Origin of the sequence: Dankookia rubra (assembly GCF_004355005.1) — a bacterium.
Taxonomy (GTDB): domain Bacteria; phylum Pseudomonadota; class Alphaproteobacteria; order Acetobacterales; family Acetobacteraceae; genus Paracraurococcus; species Paracraurococcus ruber_A.
Genome location: NZ_SMSJ01000004.1, coordinates 240,950 through 259,464, shown reverse-complemented (window position 1 = coordinate 259,464; position 18,515 = coordinate 240,950). Strand labels below are relative to the sequence as shown.

Below are 18,515 nucleotides of genomic sequence, written 5' to 3'. Positions count from 1 at the left end.
CTGTCTGCCCGGGCGCAGTCTGCCCGATCAGGGCAGCCGCATGAAGTTGGCGCTGGCCGTCGCACGCGACATCATCGCCCGCATCTCCGGGTCCTCATGCCCGCGCTCGGCGGTCAGGGCTTCCATCGGGCAGAAGAATTCGTGCGGATGCGCCACCTGGCTGCGGGCGAAGCCTTCGTAATGGCGGCTCTTCAGGCCGAAGACGACGCGAATGTCGCGCACTGGCAGGGTCAGCGGCTGCACCGGTTCCTCCTTCAGCATCAGCACCAGGCGCCAGCGCGGCGTCGGATCGTTCGGCTGCACCGGCGCCAGCAGCCAGGGCACCGGGCAGACCGCCAGCAGCGAGGAGGTCGAGGGCGCGAAGCGGGAGCGCTTGTCGAGCAGGTTCTGCAGCGAGGAACAGGCCTCGATGCAAAGGATGTCGACATAGGGGTCGACCGCCGAGGGGCTGAAATGCAGCCACATGCCGTCCGGCAGGGTACGCAGGCGGTCGGAGCCCGGCAGCTTCAGAAAGGGGTGGGCGGGACCATCGGCGTCACCGGGGCGACCCCGCAGCCAGGTGCCCGGCTGCTTGGTGCTGGGAACGACGCCGGGTGGGCGCTGGGGCCATTTCCGCAATTGGCTCCGGACCTTACGGTCGAGAGCCACGTGACAGGCCGCGGCCAAAGCCTCGCTCATGTGGAGCATTCCTGGAGGTTCTATATATCAACAAGCGTAATGCTGAGGTCACGAACGAGTGTAATCAAGCCTTATTCACGCTAGGCGTGTAGTCGTGCAGAAAATTTGCAATCACTCCGGCGCGAGCCATACTCATTGTTTCGAACAATATTATAAGTTTTCTTAAGTCGAGCATGAAAAACCCGCCGGATCGCTCCGGCGGGTCGGTCGGCGAAAGCCGGCGGCCGGTTCAGCCGCGGCGGGTGACCGGCACGTAGTCGCGCTGGACCGAGCCGGTGTAGATCTGCCGCGGCCGGCCGATACGCTGCGAGGGGTCCTCGATCATTTCCTTCCATTGGCTCACCCAGCCGACAGTGCGGGCGACCGCAAAGAGCACGGTGAACATGCTGGTCGGGATGCCCATCGCCTTGAGGATGATGCCCGAGTAGAAATCGACGTTCGGGTACAGCTTGCGCTGGATGAAATAGTCGTCGGACAGCGCGATCCGCTCCATCTCCATCGCCATGTCGAGCAGCGGCTCGTCCTTGATGCCGAGTTCGGCCAGCACCTCGTGGCAGGTCTCCTTCATGATCTTGGCGCGCGGGTCGAAGTTCTTGTAGACCCGGTGGCCGAAGCCCATGAGCTTGGTGTGGGAGTTCTTGTCCTTCACCTCGGAGATGAACTGCGGGATGTTCTCCGGCGTGCCGATCTCGCCCAGCATCTTCAGCACGGCCTCGTTGGCACCGCCATGCGCCGGACCCCAAAGCGCGGCGATGCCGGCGGCGATGCAGGCGAAGGGATTGGCGCCGGTCGAGCCGGCCAGCCGGACCGTGGAGGTCGAGGCGTTCTGCTCGTGGTCCGCGTGCAGGATCAGGATGCGGTCCATGGCACGCGACAGGATCGGATTCGGCTTCCAGGGCTCCGCCGGCACGGCGTTGAGCATGTAGAGGAAGTTCTCCGCATAGCTCAGGTCGTTGCGCGGATACATGAAGGGCTGGCCGATCGAGTACTTGTAGGCCCAGGCCGCGATGGTCGGGATCTTGGCGATCAGCCGGAAGCAGGCGATCTCCCGCGCCTTCGGGTCGTTGATGTCGAGGTTGTCGTGGTAGAAGGCGGCCAGCGCGCCGACCACGCCGCAGATCACCGCCATCGGGTGGGCATCGCGACGGAAGCCGTCGAAGAACCGCCTCAGCTGCTCGTGCACCATGGTGTGGTAGGTGACGCCCTTGCGGAATTCCTCCAGCTGGGCCGGGGACGGCAGGTTGCCGTAGAGCAGCAGGTAGGAGACCTCGATGAAGTCGGACTGCTCGGCCAGTTGCTCGATCGGGTAGCCGCGATAGAGCAGGACACCTTGGTCACCGTCGATATAGGTGATCTTGCTGTCGCAGCTCGCGGTCGCGCCGTAGCCTGGGTCGAAGGTGAAGACGCCGAGGTCACCGTAAAGCTTGCGGATATCGACCACGTCCGGGCCGATGGTGCCGGACAGCACCGGCAGGCTCGTGCTGCGGTTCGACCCATCCAGCGTGACGGTGATGGTCGGCTTGGCCGCTCCGGTTGCCGAGCTGCTCATGGCGTATGCGTCCTCGAGGAATGCAGCGCCTCACGACGGGGCCGCTGCGTGGTGCGGTGCAAGATATCGGCGCGGGCCATAGATTGGCAACGCGTCTTGGCACGAAGCGGGAACGCCGCACGGCCCCGCCGGTTCAGGAGCCGCGTCGCCAGGCAGCGGCGGCCGGCCGCGCCGCCGACCACAGCCCGCGGCCGCCCTGTCGGGCGATCGCCTCGCTGGTGGCCAGGCCAGGCGTCGCGCTGTCGGCCGCCAGCGCCCAGCCAGCGGCGACCAGCGCGGCCCCCAGCTCGACCCCGCCCGCCTCGCAGGTGCCGAGCACCCGACCGTGCCGGTCCACGCCGCCGATCCGGCAGGCGAGGTCGCGCCCGGCGACAAGCCCGGCCAGGGCCTCGGCCGAAGCAGCGCCGCAGTCCATAGTCCGGCCCGCCGCGTCGCGGCAGCTCGCCTGGCCGCGGGCCGGCACCTGCACCGCCTGCAACTGCAGCACCTGGTCGCCGAGCCGCAGCGTCGCGCCGTCCAGGACGCGGATCTCGCCCGCGGCGGCGACCAGCATAGGCTGCGGCGGGGCGGAGCCGAGCAGGTCGCGCGGCACCGCCGCCGAGAGCAGCAGGCCGGAAAGCCCGATCATGGTTGCGATGGCCATCGGCGTCCGCAGGCGGGCGGCGGGGCTGCGGCGGAAGATGCGGCGGATGCGCATGCCGGAGACGTATCGTGTCCGACACGGACTCCGCAAGCCTTGGCTCGCGTCATCGCGACCGAACTTCGGAGCGCGGTTCAGGGATGGTTCAGAGCTTGGTCCAGGAAGGTTCTGCAAGCATCAGATCGTCCCAGGCCCCGATCGCCCGGTCGCGCGCATCGGCCACCCGGGCGGTGGCGAAGCCCTCCACCGCGCCGATTGCCCAGGCCGGCACGCCGCCGCCGAGCGAGGCGACCAGGCTGCGCGCCACCGCGGTGTCGTTGGCGATGCCGAGTTCCTCCTGCAACGCCGAGAGCCGTTTCTGGAACCGCCTGGTCGCCTTGCCCGGCCAGAGCGGGGCGAAGAGCTCCGTCGCGTAGCGCAGCCGCTTGGCCTCCAGCCGCACCTCGTGCAGCGCCTCGGCCGAATGTGCCTCGATATCCTCGCCTTCGGAACACAGCTTGTGCCAGCGCTTGTCGAGCAGCGCGGCGGCGAAGTCCGGCAGGCTTTCCTCCAGCCGGGCAAGCCGGTCAGCCTCGGCCTCCTGCCGCCAGGGCCGCTGCAGCAGCAGGCCGAGGCCGGCCAGCACCAGGCGGCGGAAGCCGGAGCCGTCCAGCTCCGCCCGCAGCGCCGCGTAGGCGGCCTGGCGCTTCGCCTCGGCCGCCTTCAGCAGGGCGGCGATCCGCTTGTCGCCCGGCAGTGCCTCGGCCACCTTGGCGCCGAGTCCGCCGAGGAAGACGTCCCAGTCGCGCGCCGGGCCGAGCCGGTCGGCCAGTGCCTTCAGCCCCGCATCGAATTCCTGCAACGCCGGGCAGCCGGCCGCAGGGCGGAAGACCTTCAGGACCGAGCGCAGCCGGCGCAACCCGACCCGCATCTGGTGCACGCCTTCCGGGCCCCAGCCCGGCCCGCTTCCCGGGCGGCAGGCGGGGGCTTGGTGCAGCATCACCTCCAGCAGGTGGCCGATGGCGCCGAGCAGCGCCTCCTCGACCGTGGCGGCATCCGCGAGGTCGGGCGGGCCGCGGCGGCGGGCGCGCGGCGCCTCGCCGCGGGCCAGGGCGCGGCCCTCCTCGGCCAGAGCGGCCCGCGGCGGCAGCAGCGGCAGGTCCTCGGCCAGCCGGGTGGCGAGGCCGAGCACCGCCTCCGGCGCGCCTTCCAGCAGCAGCCGGGCGGCCGGTGCCTCATCCGCCACGGCGCGCAGCTTGCCGGTCAGCAGCACCGCCTGGACCGGGCCTTCAGGCGTCGCCAGGGGCATCAGGCTGCGCCGGCCGCTGAAGGCGGCGATCGGCACCATCGGCCCCTCCGCCTGGTCCGGCAGCTTCTCCGGCGCCTTCACCATCTCCTCCGGGCTGCCGGGGAGCCAGGGCTGGGCCGGCTCCGGCACGATCCGCAGCATCCGCCGCAGCCCGCGCTGCGATTGCTCGAGCGCCAGACCGCGACCGGCCAGGCTGCCATCGGCGCTGTCCAGCCAGATCAGCTCCTCCGCCGTGCCGCGCGTGCGGCCGCCGCGGGCGCCGGCGACGACGGGGTGGCGGGACAGTCGCCCGGCCGCCGCAGGGTCGAGCGCGAATTCCAGCGCCAGACGCAGCCCAGCCGTCCCGGCGTCGGCATCCGGCCCGGGCGGGGTCTCCACCCCGGCGCTGTCGAGGCTGATCAGCCGATCGTCTCCGTGGTATCCGCCGCCAGCAGGTCGCGGGGCTGGATGAATCGTATCAGTCGCCCACCCCCCGGCTCAAGCAGGTGCCAGGGGCTGGCGATGCTGAACTCGACCAGGGCGCCGGTCGGGTAGCCCTCCGACAGCCGGCGTGCCGTGAGGCCGCCACGGCCCATGGCAGCGAGCCCTTCGTCGATCCCGGCCAGCGCCATGGCGAGTTCGTGCAGCCCCGGGTTGTGGCCGATCACCAGCAGGCTGCGGGCGGTCTCCGGCACCTCCTGGATCGCCGCCAGTATGCCACGCCAGGGCGCCAGGTAGAGCGCGTCCATCGGCTCGACCAGCGCCGGGTCGTCGAAGGGGGTAAGCGATTCGAGGGTCTGCAAGGTGCGCCGGGCGGAGGAGACCAGCACGATGTCGGGGGCCAGCCCGAGCTCCCGCATTGCCTGGGCGATGGCGGCAGCGGCCCGGCGGCCGCGCGCATTGAGCGGCCGGGCGTGGTCGGAAAGGGCCGGATCGTCCCAGGAGGACTTCGCGTGCCGCAGCAGCAGGAGCTGTCGCATCGGCGCCATGTTGGCACGGCCGGCCGGGCTTGTCCTGCCCCCATCGCCGGCCCTGCCGCTGCCGGCGCCCCTTCCTGTTCCGGAGGCACGGCCTATCTTCGGCCCCTCGCCACCGGAGTGCCGCCGCCGCATGCCCTTCTCCCGCCCAGCCCCGGAAGGGCTTTCCCGCCGCGTTCTGCTCGCCGGGCCGATGGCGCTCGCCTGTCCCCCGGCCGTGGCGCTGCCGGCGGAGCTGCGCTTCCGGGTGCTGCGGCAGGGGAGCGACATCGGTACCCATCGCGTCATCGTCGCCGAGACCGCGACGGGCCTGATCGCGCGCACCGAGGTCGACATTGCGGTGAAGCTGCTGGGCGTCACCGTCTTCCGCTTCACCCACCGCTTCGAGGAGGCCTGGGCCGGCGACCGGCTGGCCGCTGCCACCTCGCGGCTCGACCGCAACGGCAGCGTGACGGAGATGCGGGCGGCGGCGGCCGAGGGCGCCATCCTGGTGCAGGGCAGCGCCGGCCGCTTCCGCCTGGCCGCCGAAGCGGCGCCGCTGTCGTGGTGGGACAACCGGCGGCTCGACCGGCCGCTCTTCGCCAACGATACCGGCAAGCCGGAGGCGCTGCGCTGGACCCGCAGCGCGCTGCCCGGCGGCGCCACGCTGTGGCGGGCGAGCGGCGACGAGGAGTCGGAGGCGACCTATGCCGCCGACGGCACCTGGATCGGCTGGAAGACCAAGGCCGAGGACGGCAGTACCGTGGTCTACGAGCGCGCCTGATGCCCGCTTCCAGCCATGGTGTCCTGCGCGTCGTGCTCGGCGACCAGTGCTCGCGCGGGCTGGCCTCGCTGCGCGACCTCGACCCGGCGCGGGACGTGGTGCTGCTGGCCGAGGTGATGGGCGAGTGCACCTATGTCCGGCACCACAAGCAGAAGATCGTGCTGGTCCTGTCGGTGATGCGGCATTTCGCCCGGGCGCTGGCGGTGCGCGGCGTGCGGGTGGACCACATCAGGCTCGACGACCCGGAGAATACCGGGACGCTGGCCGGGGAGGTGGCGCGGGCAGTCGCACGTCATGCGCCCGAGGGCATCGTCTGCACCGTCCCCGGCGAGTGGCGCGTGCTGGCCGACATGCGCGGCTGGGAGGAGGCGACAGGCCTGCCGGTCGAGATCCGCGACGACGACCGCTTCCTTTCGGACCTCGGCTGGTTCCGCCGTTGGGCGCAAGGCAAGAAGCAGCTGCGGATGGAATTCTTCTACCGCGAGATGCGCCGCGCCACCGGCCTGCTGATGGAGGGCGAGGCCCCCGCCGGCGGCGCCTGGAACTACGACGCCGAGAACCGGAGGAAGCTCGAGCCCGGCCTGGTGCCGCCCGCCCCCCGCCGCTTCCCGCCAGATGCCATCACGCGGGAGGTCATGGCGCTGGTCGAGACGCGCTTCCCCGGCCATTTCGGCACGCTCGAGGCCTTCGCCTGGCCGGTCACGGCGCGGGAGGCGGAGGCGGCGCTGGCGGATTTCATCACGGCCCGGCTGCCGCGCTTCGGCGACTACCAGGACGCCATGGCGACGGGCGAGCCGGTGCTGTTCCACGCCCTGCTCTCGACCAGCCTGAATGCCGGGCTGCTCTCGCCGCGCGCCTGCTGCGAGGCGGCCGAGGCGGCCTGGCGCGAGGGCCGGGCGCCGCTGAACGCGGTGGAGGGGTTCATCCGGCAGATCCTCGGCTGGCGGGAGTTCGTCCGGGGCGTCTACTGGCTGAAGATGCCCGACTATGCCGGGCTGAACGCCTTGGAAGCGACCCGGCCGCTGCCCTGGTCCTGGTGGTCGGGCGAGACGCGGATGAACTGCGTGGCGCAGGCGGTGCGGCAGACCCGCGACCTGGCCTATGCCCACCATATCCAGCGGCTGATGGTGACAGGGAATTTCGCGCTGCTAGCGGGCCTCGATCCGGCCGCGGTGAACGAATGGTACCTGACGGTCTATGCCGATGCCTATGAATGGGTGGAGCTGCCGAACACCCACGGCATGGCGATCCATGCCGATGGCGGCGTCATGGGGAGCAAGCCCTATGCGGCAAGCGGCGCCTACATCAACCGCATGTCGGACTACTGCCGCGGCTGCGCCTATGACGTGAAGCAGTCGACCGGGCCCGGGGCCTGCCCCTTCAACGCGCTCTACTGGGACTTCCTCGCCCGGCACGAGCGCCGCTTCGCCAACAACCCGCGTCTGGCGATGCCGCTGCAAACCCTGCGGAAGATGGACCCGGCGAAGCGGCAGGCGCTGCGGGACAGCGCGGCGGCCTTCCTCGCCGGGCCGGAGCTGGACCCGGCGGCGCCGGGCTGACCGGCGCCCGGATTCCTGGCAGGCTGCGCCGAGCGGCGAGGAGAGCGGGCGATGGCCATTGAGACGGAATGGATGCGGCTGACGGCCGAGGAGCTTCGCGCCCGCGCCGCGGAGGACGCGCTGGTGATCATCCCCGTCGCCTCGCTGGAGCAGCACGGGCCGCACATGGCGACCGGCGTCGACATCATCCTGGCGACCGGCGTCGCCGCCCGCACCGCGGCGGGCATCGCCGCCGCCGGCGCGCCGGTGGTGGTCACGCCCTGCGTCTGGACCGGCCTCGCCGAGCACCACATGGAGTTCGGCGGCACGGTGACGCTCGACTTCGGAAGCTTCTCGGGCGTCCTGCGCGGGGTGGTGAAGTCGGCGGCGCGGAACGGCTTCAGGCGCGTGATGCTGCTCAACGGTCATGGCGGCAACAGCGAGGCGGTGATGGTCGCGGCTTCCGAATTCACCATCGAATTCGGCATCAAGGTCGCCGCCGGCACCTATTGGCACATGGTGCCCGAGGTGATCGCGCCGATCCTCGAGAAGCAGCCCGGCCTGATGCATGCCTGCGAGGCCGAAACCTCGATGATGCTCGCGCTGCGCCCCGACAGCGTGCGCATGGACCGCCTGCCGGAGGCGCATGGGCCGATGTCGACCCGCGTCGCGGGCCAGCCGCCCGGCCTTGCGCTGCGCCGGTCCTTCCGCGCGATATCGAAAACCGGCGTCATAGGCGACGCCCGCCCGGCAACGACCGAGAAGGGCGAAGCGCTGCTGGCGGCGATCGGCGAGGCGCTGGCCGGGCTGCTGCTGAACCGGGCGCTCTGGGCATGATGGGGGACATGAACGAGACCGCGGTCCTCGCCGGCCACGCCGCCTGGGCGGCGCTGGCGGTGCCGCCAGCCGGCATGGCCTTCGCGCGGGAGGAAGGCCGCCTCGACCCAGCGGAATTCACCGCCGTGGTGCGGGCTTCGGGCCTGGCGCGGCCGGTGGACGACGCGGCGCGCATGGCCGCGATGGTCGCCGGATCGAACCTCGTGGTGACCGCGCGGGACGCTTCGGGCCGGCTGGCCGGGGTGGCGCGGTCCTTCACCGACTTCGCCTATGGCTGCTACCTGTCGGACCTTTGCGTCGATCCGGCCTTCCAGGGAAAGGGCGTCGGTCGCGCGCTGATCGCCGAAACCAAGCGGATCATCGGGCCGGGCTGCATGCTGCTGCTGCTTTCGGCGCCGGATCCGATGACCTGGTACCCGAAGCTCGGCATGGAGCGCGTGGCGAACGGCTTCATCATCCGCCGCGACGGCTGAGGCGGCTATGGCGGTGTGCGTTCGAATGTGAACGCGGCACCGCCATGGGTCTTCGTTTTCAGAGCAGAGTCAGACGCCCGGGCGGTCACGCCCACCTGCCATCTGCTCTAGAAGCGAAGATCGATCCAGGACAGGTGGCCGCCCTTGCCGGCGCCGGTGTCGAGGAAGATCGCGCGGCCGCCGCCCTCGCCCTCCAGCACGAAAGGGCGGCCATCGGGCGAGCGCCGGTCATGCCCGCAATAGACCACCATCCCGGCCGGAATCCGGTCCACCCAGGTGTCCAGCCGTTCCGGATAGCCGTCCGCCTGCAGCCGGCCGGTGACCTGGCCAAACATCGCGCGCGACAGCAGCGGGTCCGGCTTGCGGGTCCCGGCATCGTGCGGCGGGGGCCCGGCCAGCATGGCGGGATGCCAGCCGGCATGGACGAAGAGCCAGTCGCCCAGCCGGAGCCAGGCCGGCGCCACGGCGATCTCGGCGATGGCGCGCTGCGCCAGCGCCTCGCCATCCGGTGCGTCCCGCAGCTGCGCCAGCGTCCGCCCTAGGCCCTCGGCGGCGAAATGCACCCGCTGTCCCAGCAGGGCGCGGCGCAGCTTGTGGTCGTGGTTGCCCAGCAGGAAACGGCCGCGCCGTGTATCCAACAGGCCGAACGTCAGCCGCAGCACCGCCGGGCTGTCCGGCCCATGGTCGGTCAGGTCGCCGAGCTGCAGCAGGAAAAGCTGCGCCGCCTCCGCCCCCGCGACGGCATGGGCGAACCCCACCGCGTCGCCGTGCACGTCGCCCACCACGCGCAGCCCGGCGAAGCCGCGCCGGCGCAGGTCGGCGGTGGCGGCATCGATCATGCCGCGGGGTCCATGCTGTCCCCTGTGGTGTCGCCCAGGCCGTGGCCGCCGGCGCGGAGCGCGGCGAAGGCCGCGAGGGCCCGCGCGCGGCCCGCGGCATGGGCGATGACAGGGCCCGGATAGTCGCGGCCGAGGATGACGCCGGCGCCGCGCAGCACCTCGGCCGGTGCCTTCCAGGGCTGGTGCAGCCACTTGCCCGGCAGCGCCGCGAGTTCCGGCACGAAGCGGCGGACATAGCGGCCGGCCGGGTCGAATTTCTCGCCCTGCAGCACGGGGTTGAAGACGCGGAAATAGGGCGCCGCATCGCTGCCGCTGCCGGCGATCCATTGCCAGGAGGCGCTGTTGGAAGCGAGGTCGGCATCCACCAGCGTGTCCCAGAACCAGGCGGCGCCGGCCTGCCAAGGCTGCAGCAGGTGCTTCACTAGGAGGGATGCGGCGATCATGCGGACCCGGTTGTGCATCCAGCCGTAATGCCAGAGCTGCCGCATGCCGGCATCGACGATCGGGTAGCCGGTCCGCCCGCGCTGCCAAGCGCGCAGCAGGGCGGCATCCGGCTGCCAGGGAAAGCCGGCGAAACGCTCGCGCAGCGCCCGGTCGGGCATCTCCGGCCGGTGCCAGAGCAGGTGATAGGAGAATTCCCGCCAGAGGATCTCCGACAGGAATGGCCAGGGCTGCGAAAGCTCGCCCGGCTGCGCCTGGCGCACCGCGTGCCAGACCTGGCGCGGCGAGAGTTCGCCCCAGTGGAGGTGCGGCGAGAGGCCGGAGGTGCCCTCGGTGCCGGGATCATTGCGCTGCGCCGCATAGCCGCTGACCGGCCCGGCCACAAAGCGGGCGAGGCGGGCCTGCGCGCCGGCCTCGCCCGGGGTCCAGAGCGCCGGAAAATCCGCCGCCCAATCAGGCTCGCCGGCCACCGGGTAGAGCGCCAGGCTGTCGAGCGTATCTCCCGGCGGCGGCGCGGCGACCGGGCGCAGCCGGGCCGGCGGCAGGATGGGGAAGTCCGGCTCGCCCATCGCCGCCACCGCCTTAGCGAAGGGCGTGTAGACGGCATAGGGCCTGCCGCTGCCGCTCATCACCCGGGCCGGGTCCCGCAGCAGGGAGGAGGTGAGGAGGCGCAGCCGGCGGCCGGCGACTTCCAGCGCCTCGGCCACCCGGCGGTCGCGCTCCCGCGCCCAGGGCTGGTAGAGCCGCCCGGCCAAGACCTCGGGCGCGCCGATCGCGGCGGCGAGCGCCGGGATGACGATCTCGGCGCGGCCGCGCACCAGCAGCAGCGGCGTGCCGCGCGCGGCGAGGTCGCGCCCCAGCGCCTCGAGCGATTGCCGCAGCCACCAGCGGGAGGCAGCGCCCGGCGCCCAGCGCCCGGCCGCGGCATCGTCCAGCACAAAGACCGGCAGCAACGGCCGGTCGGCGACCGCCTGCAGCGCTGGGTTGTCGGCGAGGCGCAGGTCCTGGCGGAACCAGAGCAAGGCGGGGCTGTCCATCGCGCCTATGTAGGGTGCCCGGCGCGAAACGCGACACTCCGCCGGCGGTGCGGCGGCAGGTTGCCCCGCAGGGGTCCCGCGTCGCGCCGACCCGAATGGGCCGGCGCGGCCCTGCGGTCACCCGGCGGCGGTACCCGCGGCCTCGTTGCCCGCCGCCGGCCGCTTAGCCCGGCCCGGCGCGACCGGCATGCTGTAGCAGCGGTCGCTGCCCAGCAGGAACACCCGTGCCCCGCGCGGGAAGAGACCGGCGATCGCCGGGTCGCCGGCATCGAGCCCGCCGGTATAGGCGCCGAAGGCCGGCAGCATGACGCGCCAGGCATCGGCGATGAAGCAGGGCCGGGTCACGCCGCCGCAGCGGGTCGGCATGGTGGCCTTGGGATGGAAATGGCCGGAGATCTCGGTCGGCTTCACCGGGCCGCGCCGCGCCTCGTGCCGGAAGACCAGCTTGCCGTCCTGCAATTCCTCGACCGCCGTGCCGGGCAGGCCGGTGGGCGGGACGGGGTCGTGGTTGCCGAGCACCCAGACCATCTCGATCCCCGCCAGCAGCCGGTGCAGCAGCGCCGCATCCTCCGCCGCCATGCGACCGGAGCCGCCGGCATCGTGGAAGCTGTCGCCGAGCGCGACCAGCCGGGCCGGCCGCCAGCGGCGCAGCGCCAGTTGCAATTTGTGCAGCGTCTCCCGGGTGTCGTAGGGCGGCACCATGCGGCCGCCTTGGGCGAAGTGGCTGCCCTTCTCCAGGTGCAGGTCGCCGACCACCAGGGTCTTCCGCGCCGGCCAGGCGAGCAGCCCGGCGGGGTCGAGCATCAGCCGCTCCCCGGCCACGTGCAGCGGGGCGGGGGTCATGCGCCAGTCACGCTCTTCGGGGCGCTGCGGACGAAGCGGTTGTAGCGGGGCTTGTCCGGGCGCTTGTGGCGCGGCTTGTCCACCACGCCGGCACGCACCCGCACGCCCTCGGTGACATCGGCCAGCAGGCCGGCGAAGACCTCGTCGCCATCGGTGACGTCGTCCACCAGCGCGGCCGCCTCGGCCAGCAGCGCATCCTCGGCGCCGCCGGCGACCCATTCGCGGCCTTCCTCGATCAGCGCCGGGACCGCGAGGGGAGAGACGCGGTCGAGCCGCATATGGCGGATGCGGCCCTTCGCGCGGGCCAGAACCAAGCCGATGCGGGCGACGTCGGTCAGGCCGCCCGCGGCCTCCTGCCGCGTCGCGCGCAGCAGCACGTGGTCGGGTTCGTGCTTGCGCAGCACGTCGTAGATCAGGTCGGAGTTCATGGTCATCTGGCGGCCGGATTTCTCCTGCCCGGGATGGTTCTTCTCGATCAGCCCGGCAATGGTGGCGATGTTGCGGAAGGTGCGGCGGAGCATGGAGCTCTCGGCCATCCATTCCTCGAGGTCCTCGCCGAGGATGTCCTCCTCGAACAGGGGTTCCACCTCGGCCGGCTCGAAGGCCGACCAGGTGGCGATGACATAGTCGGTGGCCAGATAGCCGATCGGCGCATAGCCCATGCGCTCCATGCGCTTGGTCACCAGCATTCCCAGCGTCTGGTGTGCGAGCCGCCCCTCGAAGCAATAGGCGACCATGAACCAGCGGCCGCCGCGCGGGAATGTCTCGACCAGCAGCCCGTCGCGATCGGGCAGCGCCGAGCGCTTCTGCTGTAGCCGCAGCCAGTCGCGCACGGGGTCGGGCAGCAGGCGCCATTTCCGCGGGTCGTGCAGGATCTCCCGCACCCGGGCGGCCAGCCAGGTGGAGAGCGGCAGGCGCGCGCCGGCATAGGTCGGGACGCGCAGCTCGCACTCGCCGCCACGCGAGACGACGGCGCTCATCGCGTCCAGCGCCTCGAAGCGCAGCGCCTGCCCCGCGAACATGAAGTTGTCGCCGGGCTCGAGGGTCGAGACGAACCATTCCTCGACCTCGCCCAGCACCGGGCCGCCGCGTAGGCGCACCTTGACCATCGGCGTCTCGACGATGGTGCCGAGGTTCATCCTGAGCTGCCGCGCGACGCGCTGGTCCCGCACATGCACCAGGCCTTCCGCATCGCGGAACAGCTTACGGAAGCGCTCATAGACGCGCAGCGCATAGCCGCCGTCCTCGACGAAGCGCAGCGTGTCGTCGAAATCGCGGCGGGTCAGCGCGGCATAGGGCGCGGCGCGGGTGACCTCGGCGAAGAGGTCGTCCGGGTGGAAGGGCCCGGCGCAGGCCATGGCCAGCAGGTGCTGCGCCAGCACGTCGAGCCCGCCTGGCCGCGGCGGGTCGCCGTCCAGCTCCTCGTGCCGCACCGCCTGGATCGCCGCGGTGCATTCGATCACCTCGAAGCGGTTGGCCGGCACCAGCACGGCCTGGGAGGGCTCGTCCATCCGGTGGTTGGCGCGGCCGACCCGCTGCAGCAGCCGGGCGACGCCCTTCGGTGCGCCGACCTGGATCACCTGGTCCACCGCGCCCCAGTCGATGCCGAGGTCGAGCGACGCGGTGGCGACCACCGCGCGCAGCTTCCCGTCGCTCATCGCCGCTTCCACCTTGCGGCGCTGCTCGACGGTCAGGCTGCCGTGATGGAGGGCGATTGGCAGCACCGCGTCGTTCAGCCGCCACAGCGCCTGGAAGACCAGCTCCGCCTGGGCGCGGGTGTTGACGAAGACGATGGTGACCTCAGCTTCGCGGATGCGGCGGTAGATGTCGGGGGCGGAGGCGAGGCCCATATGGCCGCCCCAGGGCAGCCGCCCCTCCGGCAGCTGCACGGACAGCTGCGGCGCGGCGCCGCCGCGGACCTGCACCAGCCGGACATCGGCGGGGTCGCCGCTGGGCGAGAGGAAGGCGCGCAGCGGCTCCGGATGCGCCACCGTGGCGGACAGCCCGACCCGCCGCGCCGCCGGCGCCAAGCGCCCGAGCCGCGCCAGGCCGAGCGCCAGCTGGTCGCCCCGCTTGCTGCCTGCCAGCGCGTGGATCTCGTCCACCACCACCGCGCCGAGCCCGGCGAAAAACTCGCTCGCCTCGGGGTTCGCCAGCAGCAGCAGCAGGCTCTCCGGCGTGGTCAGCAGGATGTTCGGCGGATCCTCCCGCTGCCTGGTCCGCCGGTTCTGCGGGGTGTCGCCGGTGCGGGTCTCGATCCGGATGGGCAGCGACAGATCATCGACCGGGGCCATGAGGTTGCGGGCGATGTCGACCGCCAGCGCCTTCAACGGGGAGACATAAAGGGTATGCAGGCCAGGGCGCGGCCGCGCCGCCAAGTCCATCAGGCTGGGCAGGAACCCTGCCAGGGTCTTGCCGCCGCCGGTCGGGGCCACCAGCAGGGCGGATCGCCCCGCCTCCGCCGCGCGCCACAGGGCAATCTGGTGCGCCCGGGGCGTCCAGCCGCGCCCGGCGAACCAGGCGGCAAAAGGTTCCGGCAATGTTCCCATCCGGCCGGCAATATGGCGGCGCCGGCACGCGGCGTGAAGCGGCCCTTTTGCCTATCTGCAGGCGAAACGCAGGGTGGCCTCGACGCCATTGGTGCCGTCGAACTTCAACGTCGCATGGGCCTGCCGCGCCAGCCGGGGGATCAGGTGCAGGCCGAGGCAACCCTGCGGCGTGTTCCGGCGGGGAATCTCCGGCAAACCGATGCCGTCATCCGCAATCACCACCTCGCCGAGCCCTGGCCCGGCTCGGCGGACCGTCAGGCTGACCGTCCCTGGCCCGCCACCGGGAAATGCGTGCCGGGCGGCATTGACCACCAGCTCGCTGACGATCAGCGCCAGCGGCGTCGCCTGCGCCACCGGCAGCGACAACTGATCCTCCAGGTGCAGCTCGAGCGTCAGGCCCGGCCTGCCATTGACCTCCAGCGCGGTGCGGGCGGTGGTCTCGAGCTCCGGCCCCAGATCGACCCCGGCATCGGGCGCCACGCGGAACATGCGATCCTGCACCAGGGTCGCCAGCATCACCCGCATTGCCGCCCCGCGCAGCGCCGCGGCGACCGAAGGGTCGCTCGCCCGGCTGGCCTGCAGGCTGAGGAAGGAGGTCGTGGCCTGAGCGTTGTTCTTCACCCGGTGGTGCAGCTCGGACAGCAGGTTCTCCCGCTCCTCCAGCGCTAGGCGGAAGTCCTCCAGCGCTTGGCGCGTGTCGGTGTAGTCGACGCAGCTGCCGATGTAGCCGGCGAACTGGCCGGCCACCTCGAAGGGCTGGCCCTTGTCCAGCAGCCAGCGCCAGGCGCCGTCATGCCGGCGCAGGCGATAGTCCATGGAAAAGGCCCGCCGGGCCGCGAAGGCCTCGGTGTAGGTCTGCATGCAGCGGTCGCGGTCGTCAGGATGGACACCATCGAACCAGCCGAGGCCGAGCTCCTGCTCGAGCGAACGGCCGGTGAATTCCAGCCAGGGCTTGTTGAAGAAGTCGCAGCCCATCGACAGGTCGGCGCGCCAGATGAGCACCGGCGCGTGGTCGGCGAGCGCGCGGAACTGCGCCTCGTCCCCCAATGCCTCCAACCCATCCGGCCCGGCATCCTCAGCCGCCATGCGGCACACGCTCCCCGATTCGTCGCCTGCGCCGTTGCGTACCCGATCCTCGCTGACGCATGACACAGCGCGCGGTTCCGTGGAATTCGAGGATCGTGCTTGTCTGGCGTGCGGTCGGTCACATTTTGGGACGGGCCAAGCGGCGGGCAGTGACGCCGCGTGGCGAAGCAGCCGGGGATTCCGCCTTATCCATGCCTCCGCATCCAGAATCCTGGCTTCGCGTCACGCCGCAGGGGCTATACTGCGAACCAGGCGGGTTCTTCATCGACCCGCAGCGGCCTGTGGATCGCGCCGTCATCACCCATGGCCACGCCGACCATGCCCGCCCCGGCCACGAAGCGGTGCTGGCGACGCCGGCAACGCTGGCCATCATGCGCGCCCGGATGGGGGAGGCGGGGGCCGGCACGGTGCAGCAGCCGATCCGCCCGGGTGAGACCCTGGTGCAGAACGGCGTCGCCATCCGCCTGGTGCCGGCGGGCCATGTGCTGGGCTCGGCCCAGGTGGTGCTGGACTGGCAGGGAAGCCGCGCCGTGGTGTCCGGCGACTACAAGCGCCAGCGCGACACGACCTGCGCGCCCTTTGAGCCGGTGAACTGCGACGTCTTCGTCACCGAGGCAACCTTCGCCCTGCCGGTCTTCCGCCATCCGCCGCCGGAGGAGGAGACGGCCAAGCTGCTGAAGAGCCTGGCGCTCTTCCCGGACCGCACGCATGTCGTCGGCTGTTATGCCTTGGGCAAGTGCCAGCGGCTAATCCGGCTGCTGCGGGAAGCGGGGTGGGAGGCGCCGATCCACCTGCATGGCGCGCTGGCGACGCTCTGCACACTGTACGAAACGCTCGGCGTGCCGCTCGGCCCGCTGGCGCCGGCGACGGTCGCCAACAAGGCGGCGCTGAAGGGGGCGATCGTGCTGGCGCCGCCTTCCGCGGTGCAGGACCGTTGGGCGCGGCGGTTGGCGGAGCCGGTGGTGGCGGTGGCCAGCGGCTGGATGCGGGTGCGGCAGCGGGCGAAGACGCGCGGCGTCGAGCTGCCGCTGGTGATTTCCGACCATGCCGACTGGGACGACCTGAACCGCACGATCGACGAGGTCGGCGCGCCCGAGGTCTGGGTGACGCATGGCCGCGACGACGCGCTGGTGCATGCCATGGCGCTGCGCGGCATCCGCGGCCGGGCGCTGCACCTAGTGGGGCTGGGCGACGAGGAGGACGACGCGCCGCAGCCCGAGGCCGCGGCGTGAGTGTCCCCGCCTTCGCCGCGCTGCTGGAGCGGCTGGTCTTCACCCCGGGCCGCAACGCCAAGCTGGCGCTGCTGCGCGACTGGTTCGCGACGCAGCCCGACCCCGACCGTGGGGTCGGGCTGGCGGCGCTGACGGAGGAGCTGGTCTTCACCGCCGCGAAGCCGGCGCTGATCCGCGACCTGGTGGCGGCGCGGACCGATCCGGTGCTGCTGGCGCTTTCGCATGACTATGTCGGCGACTTCGCCGAGACGGTGGCGCTGATCTGGCCGCAGCGCGAAGGCGTCAACGCTCCGCCGCCGGCCTTGTCCGAGGTGGTGGAGGCACTGGAGCTGACGCCGAAGGCCGAGCTGCCTTTGCTGATCGCGGGCTGGCTCGACACGCTGGATTCGAGCGGCCGGCTGGCGCTGATCAAGCTGGTCACCGGCGGCCTGCGCGTCGGCGTCTCCGGCCGGCTGGCGCGCGTCGCGCTCGCCGAATGGTCCGGCCAGCCCGTGGAGGAGATCGAGGAGGTCTGGCATGGCGTCGCCCCGCCCTACCTGCCGCTGTTCCGCTGGCTGGAGGGCGCGGCGGAAAAGCCCGACCCGCAGGAGGCACCGGTCTTCCGCCCGCTGATGCTGGCGCATCCGCTGGAGGACGCCGACGTCGCGGCGCTGAGGCCGGCGGAATGGCGCGCCGAGTGGAAATGGGACGGCATACGCGTCCAGCTCACCGCCGGGCCGGGTGGGCGCCGGCTATGGTCGCGCGGCGGCGAGGATGTCTCCGGCGCCTTCCCCGAGATCATCGCGGCGATGAACTTCCACGCCGTGCTGGACGGCGAGCTGCTGGTGATCCGCGACGGGGCCGTGGCGCCCTTCGCCGACCTGCAGCAGCGGCTGAACCGCAAGGGGGTGACGGCGAGGATGCAGGCCGATTATCCGGTCGGCGTCCGGCTCTACGACCTGCTGTTCGAAGCCGGCGAGGACCTGCGCCCGCTGCCCTTCGACGTCCGACGCGCGCGGCTGGAGGACTGGGTCGCCCGCATCGCGCCGGCGCGGATGGACCTTTCGGCGCAGATCGCCTTCGCCTCCGTCGTGCAGCTTTCCGAGGTGCGTGACGGCGCGCGCGCCGCTTCCATCGAGGGGCTGATGCTGAAGCGCGCCGACAGCCCCTATGTCGCCGGACGGCAGAAGGGGCTGTGGTGGAAGTGGAAGCGCGACCCGCTGAGCATCGACGCGGTGCTGATGTACGCGCAGCGCGGGCACGGCAAGCGCAGTAGCTTCTACAGCGACTACACCTTTGGCCTGTGGCGGCCCGATGGGGCAGGGGGCGAGGAGCTGGTGCCGGTGGGCAAGGCCTATTCCGGCTATACGGACGAGGAGCTCGGCTGGCTCGACAAGTGGATCCGCAACCACACCACGGGGCGCTTCGGCCCGGTGCGGGAGGTGGAGAAGGCGCTGGTACTGGAGGTGATCTTCGACGCCGCGCAGCTCTCCACCCGGCACAAGTCGGGCGTCGCGCTGCGCTTCCCGCGCATCGCCCGCATCCGCACCGACAAGCCGGCAAGCGAGGCGGATCGCCTGGAGAACCTGATGGGCTACGTGGAGCGCCGCGCGCCCACCGACGATGCGACGGACGGCTGATCACGTGGCCGTGCACTGCCTGTCGCCCCGGATCGGATAGGCTTCCGGCGCGGCCGCAAGGAATGCCGCCTCCTGCTGAGATTGGCGATGCAGGTGTGCGGCCGCGCATCGCGGTGCATCGCGCGCGGCATCCAGCCTCGCCGTATA

16 protein-coding genes are annotated in these 18,515 nt (G+C 71.7%); 6 read left to right on the top strand and 10 right to left on the bottom strand.

The features are described 5' to 3' along the window. Positions 1 to 27: 27 nt before the first annotated feature. The 5 genes from E2C06_RS05665 to E2C06_RS05645 all read right to left on the bottom strand — a co-directional run bounded on the left by E2C06_RS05665 (position 28) and on the right by E2C06_RS05645 (position 5,114). Complete coding sequence (locus E2C06_RS05665; RefSeq protein ID WP_133287606.1) at positions 28 to 678, bottom strand: hypothetical protein; 651 nt, start codon at positions 676 to 678, stop codon at positions 28 to 30. 229 nt (positions 679 to 907) lie between these two features. Further along, entirely contained in the window at positions 908 to 2,227 is a 1,320-nt protein-coding gene (gltA, locus tag E2C06_RS05660) for a citrate synthase (RefSeq protein ID WP_133287605.1), read from the bottom strand. 133 nt (positions 2,228 to 2,360) lie between these two features. Further along, positions 2,361 to 2,924 (bottom strand): thermonuclease family protein, encoded by a 564-nt coding sequence (locus E2C06_RS05655; RefSeq protein WP_133287604.1) that lies wholly within the window; start codon positions 2,922 to 2,924, stop codon positions 2,361 to 2,363. Between the two features lie 88 nt (positions 2,925 to 3,012). After that, positions 3,013 to 4,533 carry a CYTH and CHAD domain-containing protein gene (locus E2C06_RS05650; RefSeq protein WP_133287603.1) on the bottom strand — a complete coding sequence of 507 codons (1,521 nt, stop codon included), beginning with the start codon at positions 4,531 to 4,533 and terminating at the stop codon, positions 3,013 to 3,015. Between the two features lie 20 nt (positions 4,534 to 4,553). Next, positions 4,554 to 5,114 carry a SixA phosphatase family protein gene (locus E2C06_RS05645; RefSeq protein ID WP_133287602.1) on the bottom strand — a complete coding sequence of 187 codons (561 nt, stop codon included), beginning with the start codon at positions 5,112 to 5,114 and terminating at the stop codon, positions 4,554 to 4,556. Positions 5,115 to 5,244: 130 nt separating this feature from the next. Between E2C06_RS05645 and E2C06_RS05640 the strand changes: the two genes are divergently transcribed. The 4 genes from E2C06_RS05640 to E2C06_RS05625 are packed head-to-tail and all read left to right on the top strand — an operon-like array spanning position 5,245 to position 8,722. Then, on the top strand, positions 5,245 to 5,874 hold the full coding sequence (locus tag E2C06_RS05640) for a DUF6134 family protein (protein ID WP_133287601.1): 630 nt from the start codon (positions 5,245 to 5,247) through the stop codon (positions 5,872 to 5,874). Then, positions 5,874 to 7,433 carry a cryptochrome/photolyase family protein gene (locus E2C06_RS05635; protein WP_133287600.1) on the top strand — a complete coding sequence of 520 codons (1,560 nt, stop codon included), beginning with the start codon at positions 5,874 to 5,876 and terminating at the stop codon, positions 7,431 to 7,433. Before E2C06_RS05640 ends, E2C06_RS05635 begins: the two co-directional genes overlap by 1 nt. A 51-nt stretch (positions 7,434 to 7,484) precedes the next feature. Beyond that, complete coding sequence (locus E2C06_RS05630; RefSeq protein ID WP_133287599.1) at positions 7,485 to 8,249, top strand: creatininase family protein; 765 nt, start codon at positions 7,485 to 7,487, stop codon at positions 8,247 to 8,249. An 8-nt stretch (positions 8,250 to 8,257) separates the two neighbouring features. Continuing rightward, the gene (locus E2C06_RS05625; protein WP_206664444.1) at positions 8,258 to 8,722 is read left to right on the top strand and encodes a GNAT family N-acetyltransferase; all 465 of its coding nucleotides are present in this window, start codon (positions 8,258 to 8,260) and stop codon (positions 8,720 to 8,722) included. Positions 8,723 to 8,829: 107 nt separating this feature from the next. Here E2C06_RS05625 and E2C06_RS05620 read toward each other — a convergent pair whose 3' ends face one another. The 5 genes from E2C06_RS05620 to E2C06_RS05600 all read right to left on the bottom strand — a co-directional run bounded on the left by E2C06_RS05620 (position 8,830) and on the right by E2C06_RS05600 (position 15,517). Beyond that, entirely contained in the window at positions 8,830 to 9,561 is a 732-nt protein-coding gene (locus tag E2C06_RS05620) for a metallophosphoesterase (protein ID WP_133287598.1), read from the bottom strand. Further along, entirely contained in the window at positions 9,558 to 11,039 is a 1,482-nt protein-coding gene (locus tag E2C06_RS05615) for a cryptochrome/photolyase family protein (RefSeq protein ID WP_133287597.1), read from the bottom strand. Before E2C06_RS05615 ends, E2C06_RS05620 begins: the two co-directional genes overlap by 4 nt. Before the next feature lie 117 nt (positions 11,040 to 11,156). After that, complete coding sequence (gene pdeM / locus E2C06_RS05610; protein ID WP_133287596.1) at positions 11,157 to 11,882, bottom strand: ligase-associated DNA damage response endonuclease PdeM; 726 nt, start codon at positions 11,880 to 11,882, stop codon at positions 11,157 to 11,159. Next, positions 11,879 to 14,431 carry a ligase-associated DNA damage response DEXH box helicase gene (locus tag E2C06_RS05605; RefSeq protein WP_133287595.1) on the bottom strand — a complete coding sequence of 851 codons (2,553 nt, stop codon included), beginning with the start codon at positions 14,429 to 14,431 and terminating at the stop codon, positions 11,879 to 11,881. Before E2C06_RS05605 ends, pdeM begins: the two co-directional genes overlap by 4 nt. Before the next feature lie 51 nt (positions 14,432 to 14,482). Further along, positions 14,483 to 15,517 carry a sensor histidine kinase gene (locus tag E2C06_RS05600; protein ID WP_133287594.1) on the bottom strand — a complete coding sequence of 345 codons (1,035 nt, stop codon included), beginning with the start codon at positions 15,515 to 15,517 and terminating at the stop codon, positions 14,483 to 14,485. Between the two features lie 191 nt (positions 15,518 to 15,708). On the opposite strand from E2C06_RS05600, the gene E2C06_RS05595 reads away from it, so the two are divergent. Next, the gene (locus E2C06_RS05595; RefSeq protein WP_133287593.1) at positions 15,709 to 16,749 is read left to right on the top strand and encodes a ligase-associated DNA damage response exonuclease; all 1,041 of its coding nucleotides are present in this window, start codon (positions 15,709 to 15,711) and stop codon (positions 16,747 to 16,749) included. Continuing rightward, complete coding sequence (locus E2C06_RS05590) at positions 16,746 to 18,368, top strand: cisplatin damage response ATP-dependent DNA ligase (protein WP_133287592.1); 1,623 nt, start codon at positions 16,746 to 16,748, stop codon at positions 18,366 to 18,368. The genes E2C06_RS05595 and E2C06_RS05590 overlap by 4 nt, the downstream gene beginning before the upstream one ends. Positions 18,369 to 18,515: the final 147 nt, after the last annotated feature.